Below are 5,110 nucleotides of genomic sequence, written 5' to 3' on the forward strand. Positions count from 1 at the left end.
CGACCACCAGGCCGCTGACCAGGGAAAACGGAGAACTCTCACTGGAGTACTATTGCCGTGGCCGGATAGGTCCACCGTGTTGCGACGCCCGGCACGGCACTAACGACGCGCCCGGCGCCGGCGCCGGCGCCGCCACAGCGTCAGCGGCACGGCGGCGGCCAGTGCCGCCGCACCGGGGGCGGACGGCGCCTCCAGCGGCGACCGCGGGGCGGCCGGCGCGGCGAGGCCCTTCTGGTCGAAGGTGTCGGGCACCGGCAGGGTGCTCCAGTGCGAGACGGGCCAGGCGACGACGAAGGCCCGGCCGACGACGTCGTCCACCGGCACGAAGCCGTCGCCGGTCTCGTTGTGGTGCGGCCGGGAGTCGCGCGAGTTGTTCCGGTGGTCGCCCATCACCCACAGGTGGTCCTTGGGGACGGTCACGGTGCCGACCGGGTCGTTGTCGCAGGGCGCGGAGCCGGGGAAGATGTACGGCTCGTCCAGCGCGACGCCGTTGACCTTCACCGGGCCGCCCTTCTTGCACTCGACGGTGTCCCCGCCGACCGCGATCACCCGCTTGATCAGGTCCTTCTCGTCGGCCGAGGGCATCAGGCCGACGGTGCTCAGGACCTTCTGGACGGTGCCCATCACGGAGTCGCCGGACTGCTTCGGCGGGCCCTCCAGCCAGCCGCCCGGGTCGCGGAAGACGACGACCTCGCCGCGTTCGGGCTTCGCCCCGAACCAGGGGGTGAACTTGTCGACGAGCACGCGGTCGCCGATGTCGAGGGTCTGCTCCATCGAGCCGGACGGGATCGAGAAGGCCTGGACGAAGAAGGTCTTGATGCCGAGCGAGAGCAGCAGGGCGATCACCAGGAGGATCGGCAGCTCCTGCCAGAAGGGCCGCTTCTTGCGCTCCTTGCGCCGCCCCCCGCCCCCGCTCCCGGCCCGCTCTCCGGCTCCGCCGCTGTCCCCGGTCTCCGTGCTCTGCTGGACACTCATCTCCTCGGCCCCTCCCGATGGCCTGCGGGAGTCCGGAACGGAAAGCCCCCGCTGTCAGGAAACGAACCTACCGAACAGAGGTTCCCGGGCGCGCCCTGACGTGGATGCGCTCGCCCTGCGGCCCGAACAGGCTGAGGAACTCCACCGGCTGCGGGCCGGCGTTGCCGAAGGCGTGCGGGGTGCGGGTGTCGAACTCCGCGGCCTCCCCGGCGCCGAGCTCGATGTCGTGCGGACCGAGCAGCAGCCGCAGCCGGCCGGAGAGCACGTACAGCCACTCGTAGCCCTCGTGCACCTTCAACTCCGGCCCGGGCCCGGTGCCGTGCCCCGGCGGCATGATGTGCTTGTAGGCGTGCAGCCCGCCCAGGTGGCGGGTGAGCGGCACGATGGTCTGCCCGTTCCTGGTCACCGGCCGCGGGTGGATCCGCGGGTCGCCGGTGGCCGGCGCGCCGACCAGTTCGTCCAGCGGCACCCGGTACTCGCGCGCCAGCGGCAGCAGCAGTTCCAGCGTCGGCTTGCGCTGGCCCGACTCCAGCCGGGACAGCGTGCTGAGCGAGATGCCGGTGGCCGCCGCCAGCTTGGCCAGCGTCGTCCCCCGCTCCCGCCGCAACGCCCGCAGCCGGGGGCCCACCGTGTTCAGGACGTTCTCGAGATCCGCGTCGTCGGCCATACCCGCCATTCGCCGCCACGGCAACCCGGTTTGTCAAACCGGCACAGCGGGGACGGCGGCGGAATCCTTCCTCCGCGCCCACGCCGAGGAGCCCGGTGACGGACGGAGCGTCACCGGGCCCTCGTCCGGACGTGTCAGCGGTACTCGCGCAGGCGGGGGCGGACGCCGACGGCGACCAGGACGAGCGCCGCCGCCAGGACGACCGCGGCCAGGGTCGCGGTGGTGCCGTCGAGGGCGTCGTCGGTGTCGGCGACGGCCGCGTCCATGGCGCGGGAGTTGACGTCGATGGTGTCGCCCATGGCCTTGCTCAGCTGGTCGAACTCGTAGTTGGACTGGCCCTTCGAGAGGCCGGTGTTGAGCGTCACCGCGTCCTTCAGCTGGCCGGCGTCGTGCAGGACGCGGATCTTGTGGTCCACCTGCTGGTAGGACCGGAAGGCCGCCAGCACCCGCTCGGCCGCGTCCCGCTCGCCGGGGAAGGTGATGTTGTTGAGCTCCGTCCCGAGGTAGCCCCCGAACGGCACCGAGCGGTCGGCCAGGTGCTTGGCGGCGGCGGTCTCCAGCCGGCCGTCGTAGTCGGTGACGGTCGCGCCGTCGAGACGGACGACCGCCTGGCTCTTCTCCAGGTAGGTCCGCTGGTACGTGGCCGCGAGCACCGGGTCGGCGAGGTAGCGGCTCTCGTCGGCGTTCATGTCGTAGGCGACGGCGCGGGCCCGGCTGAGCGCGATCACCGAGTCGTAGGCGTTGCTCTTGGCCGTCACCAGGTTGCCGTCCGCCGTGGAGACGAGGTGCAGGCCGGCCGCGAGCACGACGGCGGTCACCAGGGTGACGGCCGCCAGCGCCGGGTTGACGACGCGGTGGTAGCGCACGGCCAGCGTCCGCTGGAGCGCGAACAGCGCGACGAGCGCGAACAGGCCGACGGCGGCCAGCTCCCACCAGCCGCCGTCCAGGTCGGAGCGCTGCTGCGCGTAGACGTGGTCGACGACCGCCTCGTTGGCGGCGGTGACCTGGTCGGCGGCCGGGAGCAGCTGCTGCCGCAGCAGGTCGGTGGCCTGCCGGTAGGCCGTGAGGGCCTCCTCGGAGGGCTTGCCGGCCGGGGCCTTGGCCTGGTCCTCCAGCAGCTGGGCGCGGGCCACCAGGGCCTCGTAGCTGCCGAGTTCGCCGAGGACGCGCTGGACGGCGCGCTGCGAGGCCGAGTCGTCGGCGGCGGCCTGGGCGGCCTGCTGGAGGTCGTCGTCGGCCTGGGCGCGGCGCTGCTCGTAGGTGTCGAGGGTGGTCCGGTGCAGCGCCGTGTAGTCCGGGTCGGCGCCGATCAGCAGCAGGTTGGCGGCCTGGGCGTCCATGTCGCTGAGCGCGAAGTAGAGGTCGGCGGCGCGGGCCGCCTGCGGGGCGGCGCCGTGGCCGATGGTGTCGGTGCCGTCGCGGGCGCCGCCGAGGACGCCGGTGGCGGTGGCGCCGAGGCCGAGCAGGGCGGCGAGGCTCAGCGCGGTGAGGCCGCGGACGAGGCGCGGGGTGGTCCAGTAGGCCCGGCCGCCCATCCGGCGGGCGCCCTGGCGGAGTCGGTGGCCGAGGCCGGTCGGGAGGCGGTGCGGGACGCGGGGGGCGGCGGGCTTCGGCGGCGCGGCCGCTGGGCTCCCCTCCCCGGGGTCGGAGCCCGCTGCGGAGCCCGCCGGGGCGCCCGCTGAGGCGGCCTCCTTGGATGTGGCCGTTCTGCCCTTAGCCGCCGTCGTCATGACCGTACGTCCTCTTCCCCGTTGTACGGTCCGCGGGACCTCCCCTTCGGGGCCCGCGCGGAACCGTTTCCTCTCCGCCGAGCGACGCTGTTTCCGCGCCGTCGACGATGAGACTCCTCCTGGCGCCTCCTTGGCACCGCCGGACGCCGATCTTGACGAACTCTTAGCGCCGCCGGCCCTTGGGTGCAGGCGACGTCTGCGATCCGGCGGTGTCCCGGCCAGGCGGAGCGCCCGTCCGTCGGAGCCGGCCGCAGGAACGAGCGGGGCAGCTGCCCGAACGAGCGGGGCAGCCGCACGAACCGCACGAGCCCGGTACCTGCACGATCGTTTCCCCGTGGCGGTTCGCCCCGGGGGCACTCGGCGCCGACCCGGCGCGCGCGTCAACAGGCGCCCCAGCAGCGCCCGTTCACACCACCGATCCGTTACGCGCGCACCACCGCCCAACTACGCTACGTCGCATGACTTCTTCGGAGACGGCCCCCGGGCGGGGCACGGCGGTGGTGATCGGCGGCGGACTCGCCGGAACGGTGGCGGCCTGGGCGCTGCGCGGCTACGCCGAGCGGATCGTGGTGGTGGAGCGGGACCACTACCCGGCGGAGCCGCAGTTCCGCGCGGGCGTGCCGCAGGGGCGGCACGCGCACCTGGTGCTGGAGGCCGGGCACCGGGCGCTGGAGGAGATGATGCCCGGCATCAAACAGGAGTTGACGGACGCGGGCGCCACCCGGGTCGCCGCTTCGGGTGATCTGCGCTGGCTCAGCTCGGCCGGCTGGATGGCCGACTACCCGGCGCAGGTGGCCTTCCTGTCCTGCACCCGGCCGGTGATGGACAAGCTGATCCTGGACCGCGTCCGCGCCGCCCCGTCGATCGAGTTCCTGGAGGGCACCGAGGTGGTCGGGCTGCTCGGCTCGGCGCACGCGGTGACCGGCGTCAAGGTCCGCGAGCGCGGCCCGGAGCGCGGCGAGGTCCAGGAGATCCCGGCCGAGCTGGTCGTCGACGCGACCGGCCGCTCGACCGGGGTCGCGGGCTGGCTGGCGGAACTCGGCTGCGCGCCGGTGCCCGAGGAGCGGGTGGACGCCGGTGTCACGTACACCTCGCGGCTCTTCCACCGCCCGGCCGGCGCCGGCGACCTCGGCTGCAAGGCGATCTACCTGCAGACCAAGGCCCCGGACGCGCCCCGCCTCGGCGTCCTGCTCCCGGTCGAGGGGGACCGCTGGATCGTCAGCCTGGCCGGCATGCGCGGCGCCGAACCCGAACCGGGCGAGGCCGGGTTCGACGGTCAGCTGGCCCGGCTCCGCGACCCGGCCATCCGCGACGCGCTGCGCGAGGCCGAACCCGCCGGCGAGGTCCGCGGCTTCGTCCCCGGCCCGGGCGTGCGCCGCCACTACGAGCGCCGCTCGCCGGAGGGCCTCGTCGCGATCGGCGACGCCCTCTGCACGTTCAACCCGGTGTACGGGCAGGGCATCACGGTCTCGCTGCTGAGCGCCCGGGAGCTGCGCCGCGCGGTGCTGCGGCACGGCGGCATCGGCCACGCCGCCGCGCGCGACGCCAGGCGCGGAGTGGCGGCGGCGTCGAAGAACGCCTGGGTGATGTCCTGCACCGAGGACGTCCGCTTCGCCGCGACCACCGGCGGGCCGTCCGGGGCCATGATGAAGGTGCAGCACGCCTTCCTGGACAAGGTCCTGGCCGCCGCGACCCGCAACACCGCGGTCACGGCGGCCTTCCACGAGGTGATGTCCCT

Annotated in this window: 4 protein-coding genes; 1 reads left to right on the forward strand and 3 read right to left on the reverse strand. The window is 74.1% G+C overall.

Annotation, left to right across the window (positions count from 1 at the left end; translation table 11 throughout):
- Positions 1-99: 99 nt before the first annotated feature.
- The 3 genes from lepB to ACFV4F_RS42195 all read right to left on the reverse strand — a co-directional run bounded on the left by lepB (position 100) and on the right by ACFV4F_RS42195 (position 3,372).
- A complete protein-coding gene (gene lepB / locus ACFV4F_RS42185; protein ID WP_380511120.1) occupies positions 100-975 on the reverse strand; it encodes a signal peptidase I in 876 nt (291 codons plus the stop codon).
- A gap of 67 nt (positions 976-1,042) precedes the next feature.
- On the reverse strand, positions 1,043-1,642 hold the full coding sequence (locus ACFV4F_RS42190; RefSeq protein WP_380445766.1) for a helix-turn-helix domain-containing protein: 600 nt from the start codon (positions 1,640-1,642) through the stop codon (positions 1,043-1,045).
- Positions 1,643-1,776: 134 nt separating this feature from the next.
- Entirely contained in the window at positions 1,777-3,372 is a 1,596-nt protein-coding gene (locus ACFV4F_RS42195; RefSeq protein WP_380511123.1) for a MerC domain-containing protein, read from the reverse strand.
- A gap of 458 nt (positions 3,373-3,830) precedes the next feature.
- Here ACFV4F_RS42195 and ACFV4F_RS42200 point away from each other — a divergent pair.
- On the forward strand, positions 3,831-5,110 hold a 1,280-nt coding region (locus ACFV4F_RS42200; protein ID WP_380511126.1), incomplete at its 3' end, for an NAD(P)/FAD-dependent oxidoreductase.

The sequence above is a fragment of the Kitasatospora sp. NPDC059722 genome (assembly GCF_042733235.1).
Taxonomy (GTDB): Bacteria; Actinomycetota; Actinomycetes; order Streptomycetales; family Streptomycetaceae; genus Kitasatospora.

What these genes read in the sequence shown, in the direction of transcription:
- lepB (WP_380511120.1), bottom strand. Translation starts at nt 975, where the DNA reads ATGAGTGTCCAGCAGAGCACGGAGACCGGGGACAGCGGCGGAGCCGGA.
- ACFV4F_RS42190 (WP_380445766.1), bottom strand. Translation starts at nt 1,642, where the DNA reads ATGGCCGACGACGCGGATCTCGAGAACGTCCTGAACACGGTGGGCCCC.
- ACFV4F_RS42195 (WP_380511123.1), bottom strand. Translation starts at nt 3,372, where the DNA reads ATGACGACGGCGGCTAAGGGCAGAACGGCCACATCCAAGGAGGCCGCC.